At 54.8% G+C, this 3,390-nt stretch carries 1 protein-coding gene and 1 pseudogene; one reads left to right on the top strand and one right to left on the bottom strand.

The window, feature by feature from the left end:
* Positions 1 to 126: 126 nt before the first annotated feature.
* Positions 127 to 303: pseudogene (locus tag CR103_RS21540) on the top strand (IS66 family transposase); the annotation flags it as partial.
* Positions 304 to 379: 76 nt separating this feature from the next.
* On the opposite strand, the gene CR103_RS21535 reads toward CR103_RS21540, so the two are convergent.
* Positions 380 to 2,677, bottom strand: a complete 2,298-nt coding sequence (locus CR103_RS21535) for a glycogen debranching protein (protein WP_099917938.1) — start codon at positions 2,675 to 2,677, stop codon at positions 380 to 382.
* Positions 2,678 to 3,390 lie beyond the last annotated feature (713 nt).

Here is a 3,390-nt window from a genome sequence, read left to right as displayed (position 1 = left end):
GGCATCATCCGTCTCAAGATGGCTTCTTTGCGCTCTGCTGAATAACGTTTCACTGCATGTCTTTGCTCCGCCCCCGAATACGATTAATGTGAATCAAATGACGCGACATCTATCCTGACACAGGGGGAAACCAAGACAGGGCGGTTGTGGGTTTACTTGCGCGACGACAGGCGTTCCGGCTCGCTGACGGCGCCGGCGGCATGGTTCGCCGATACGCCAAACCGCCAGGGCCAGCATCCGCAGGCGCATATGGCAAACCTCGGTGGCGTGCTGCAGGGGGACGCGTTCGCCGGCGGCGACCGCACGGATCAGGCAAGCAATGATTGTGTAATGAAATGCATTTACGAAAGGCGCCGGAATTGAGCGCCGCTCCTTCTAATTATTTCGCAATCAACACCAGCGATCCTCTTCCACACACGCCATAAACAGTGTTCTCGCCGCCCACAAGGACTTCGGTCCCGGGCGCCCGAACTTGGGTGGCGCCTTCCGCCCAAGTGCACGTGTCAGTAACCCGGTGCCAGGTCTTGCCGGCACCTGGCCACGGCAGCGTGAAGTTCACTTGTGCACTCCATGCATTGTGTGCCACGTAGATCGCCGCTGCCGAATCGCCGAACTCGCTGCCATCGATACGCCAAGCGATCGCATGGTTGGCTGCATCGTTGAAGTAAGTCGCGTCAGCCATACCGCCATCCGGTTTGAACCACCGCAGTTGCTCCATTGCATTGCTGTTATTGTCGACGCTCGAGTAAAAATTGGCTGGGCGCAGCGCCGGATGCGCTTTGCGAAAGGCAATCATCCCCTTGGAAAACGATTGAAAATTGCTCTGGTCGGTATTCCAACTCCAACCTAGCCAATTTGCGCTCGAATCGAGATTGTAGGGATTGTTATTGCAATTCATGCTGTGCAATGCTTCATCGCCGCCAACCAACATCGGTACGCCGGCCGACAACATCATCAACGCCAAGCCATTGCGCGCGGCCCTGCGCTGATCCGCTGCGATGCCACCTTGGTCCCAGCTGTTGTTGTTGTCGTCGCCACCGTCACTTGGGCCGTATGGCCATGCCTGCAAATTGCTTTTGCTGTTGCAGCTATACAGATCCTTCAGTGAAAAACCGTCATGCGCGGTGATAAAATTGACCGAATGCCAAGGTTTACGGCCGTCGTCGCCGTATAAATCGCTGGATCCGGAAAAGCGTGTCGCCAGCTGGCCTGCGGTAACGGCGACCGAGCCCAACTTGTTCTGCGCCTGGCGTACAGTGTCGCGGTACATGCCGTTCCATTCAGCCCAGCCACTCGGAAAGCCGCCAACCTGGTAAGAGTTGCCGCCGATTGCCCAAGGTTCCGCGATCAGGTCGACGCCACTACCGCCCGTACCAGGCCGCGGTGAAAGTTCGGCGACGATCCGGTTCAACGCATTGCCCGAATCCATTTTGTCAAAATTGTAGCAGCCGTGCTGGCAGGTGTTTCCGAGCACCGAGGCCAGGTCGAAGCGGTAACCGTCGACGCCGAGTGTATCGCGCCAGTAGGCGAGCGAATCGACGATCAGATTCTGGGCGATCGCATTCCGGCTGTTGTAATTGCCGCCAACGCCAGTGTTATCCCACGAAGACTGCAGGTCCGTAGTCAAGCTGTAGTAAGTCGGATTATCCAGTCCGCGCATGCCATAGATGTTATAAGTCGTCTTGTCGGTCGGCGACCAGGCGCCGCCTTCGCCAGTGTGGTTGTACACCACGTCGATCAGTACCTTGATGCCCTGATCATGATATGCCTTGACCATCTCCTTGAATTCCCGGGTAGGGCCGCCAGCTGTTTTATCGTAGGCGTATCGGCGGTCGGGGGCAAAATAGTTGAGCGTCATGTAGCCCCAGTAATTGTCACCTGCGCTGGTGTTCGGATCGCTGTCGTTGGTATCGTTCTGAGTTTCCTGGACCGGTAGAAATTCAATCGCCGTCACGCCCAAGCTCGCCAGGTATGCCGCTTTCAGGCCTGCGCCCTTGTAGGTGCCGCGGTGTGCCGCGGTGATGCTGGCGTCGTTCATGGTCAAGCCACGAACGTGCGTCTCATAAACGATATCATCCTTCAACGCGCGCGTCGGCTTGGTACCAATCGACTGCGTATCGCCTGCCAACACGATCCCCTTCGGCGCCATATTGCCAGTGTCGATGTTGCGATACGTGGCGCCGCTCGCATAGATGGTGCCGTTGTTCATCGTGCTGGTAGTTGGATCGTGGCTCAGCTCGCGCGCATAGGGGTCTGTCAGCAGCTTGTTCGGATTAAAGCGGTTGCCGCTGGCGTCAATGTCACTAATGAAGCCAGTGGCCGAGCCCTTCACCCAACTTGTGCTGTAGGGCCAATTCGGGCCCCATGCGCGGTAGCCGTAATACAGCGTGCCGGTCAGTCCCTGTCCGTTGAGCGTAGTCACCGGGATACTGGAATTCCATACCCCGCCAGTGCCGAGTGTCATCACATAACGCGCCTTTTCAACGGTGCCCGTTGCGGTGCTGTAGAGCAATAATTCAATCCGGGAAGCACGGCTGGAATACACCTTGAAGGTCACATTCGCGTTGGTAGCATCATAACTGGCGCCGAGCTTGCTGGCGTTAATTGCAGCCCAAGCCGGACTCCCTGCGAGAATGCAGGTAAGCAGGGCGGCAGTTAAAGTGGGGTGGAATTTCATACATGTCTCCATTTTTGTTGTGGTCAGACAGAATGCGCAGCGACTAATGTGTGCCATGTGCGGTTGCAGGCAGTTCTTGCTCGCAGCAGCAATGGCAATTGACTGTCTGTGGCGTGCTGGCCGTCCTGGGCTTGTTTGTACTTCAGCAACCTTGTCTCTGCTCTTGCACATACGTAACTGTGCAACAGCTGCTGTAATTTACGCTCGGCAAAATATGAAGTCAATAAACTTTGTAGTTTTACTACTGATCGATGGCGTAATCTACTACTTGGCACTTACAAGCGATGGCGCTCGACCGTCATTGACGAAATTTTTTTAGAAAGCCTTGCCAAGCAAGGTCGGCCCTTGCTATAGTTCGCCTCCCCGCTGAAATGGTTAACAAAATCAAGCAGTTGGGGTCGTCTGAAAAGACGGTGACGGTAAAAATGAAGGTTGACGAGAAACGCGAAACGCTGCATAATCTCACCTCTCTGCTGCAACGAACACAACGCTTCGTACTGCGCAGCAAGATGTACCGAATAAGTTCTTTAACAATTAACAGTCGATAAGTGTGGGCGTTTGATGAAAGTGCCAGTGACTTCGGTCGCTGAATACTTAAATTATCAAATGTTCACAAAAAAGAAATATAGGCGCTTCGCAAGAAGTGGCCTGTCAGTATTTTGAGTGAGCGACCTGTCTTAACGGACAGTGGCAGCAATGCCAACAAACAAGAT

Source organism: Massilia psychrophila, assembly GCF_002760665.1.
Lineage (GTDB): Bacteria > Pseudomonadota > Gammaproteobacteria > Burkholderiales > Burkholderiaceae_D > JAFCUW01.
Note: the sequence above shows the minus strand (reverse complement) of the source record. Positions and strands in the feature narration are given on the sequence as shown.

Bases quoted from the DNA above. Each gene is read 5' to 3' on its own strand.
- CR103_RS21535 (WP_099917938.1), bottom strand. From the start codon at position 2,677: ATGAAATTCCACCCCACTTTAACTGCCGCCCTGCTTACCTGCATTCTC.